Consider the following 643-nt stretch of genomic DNA (forward strand, 5'->3'; position numbering starts at 1 on the left):
TTTTTAACACTCCTTAATATTCGACGATAGCGGGGCGTGTATGACGTTCTGCAAGTTTTTGGATAAATAGGTCGTACAACCTATTTTCATCGCCCTGTGCCTCATCTATGAGTTTCTGAGCGTACATATCTGAACACTCAAGTTTAGTTTTTAAAAATTCTTTGGTTACCATGTATCTCGCTCCCTGAAATCGTCTCCGATTACTCTTACTTTTCTTGCATTGTGTTTCATTCTTGAATTGATACGTTGCCAGTTCATATTTTGATTTAGTTCTTTATCACTAAAGTTAGTTGTAAAGATGTTGTTTTTACCTACTCTGTTATCAACAATGCTGAAAAGTTTATTTAAAGTGTGCTCTGTGTTTTCTACACCCATATCATCTAGTACAAGTAAATCAATATCACTTAGCAATCTGACTAGCTCGTCTGTAGTCTCTACTGCATTTTTGTTGTATGTCGCTTTGATACGATCCATCAACATTGGTATGTGCATAAAAGCAACCGTATGCCCTTTAGCTTTAACTGCTTTTGCGATAGCGTATGCTAGGTGGCTTTTACCAGTTCCGTATGAACCTTGCAATATTAATGATTTTGGCTCTTTTGTAGAGAAGCCTTGAACGTACTCTATTGCTGTTTGTTTAGCG

General features: G+C 36.9%; 1 protein-coding gene. It reads right to left on the reverse strand.

The window, feature by feature from the left end:
- Nucleotides 1–165: 165 nt before the first annotated feature.
- Nucleotides 166–643 (reverse strand): ATP-binding protein (locus SD53_RS12365; protein WP_046520535.1); only part of this gene is annotated, 478 nt, incomplete at its 5' end.

The sequence above is a fragment of the Rheinheimera mesophila genome (assembly GCF_000986865.1).
GTDB lineage: Bacteria > Pseudomonadota > Gammaproteobacteria > Enterobacterales > Alteromonadaceae > Pararheinheimera > Pararheinheimera mesophila.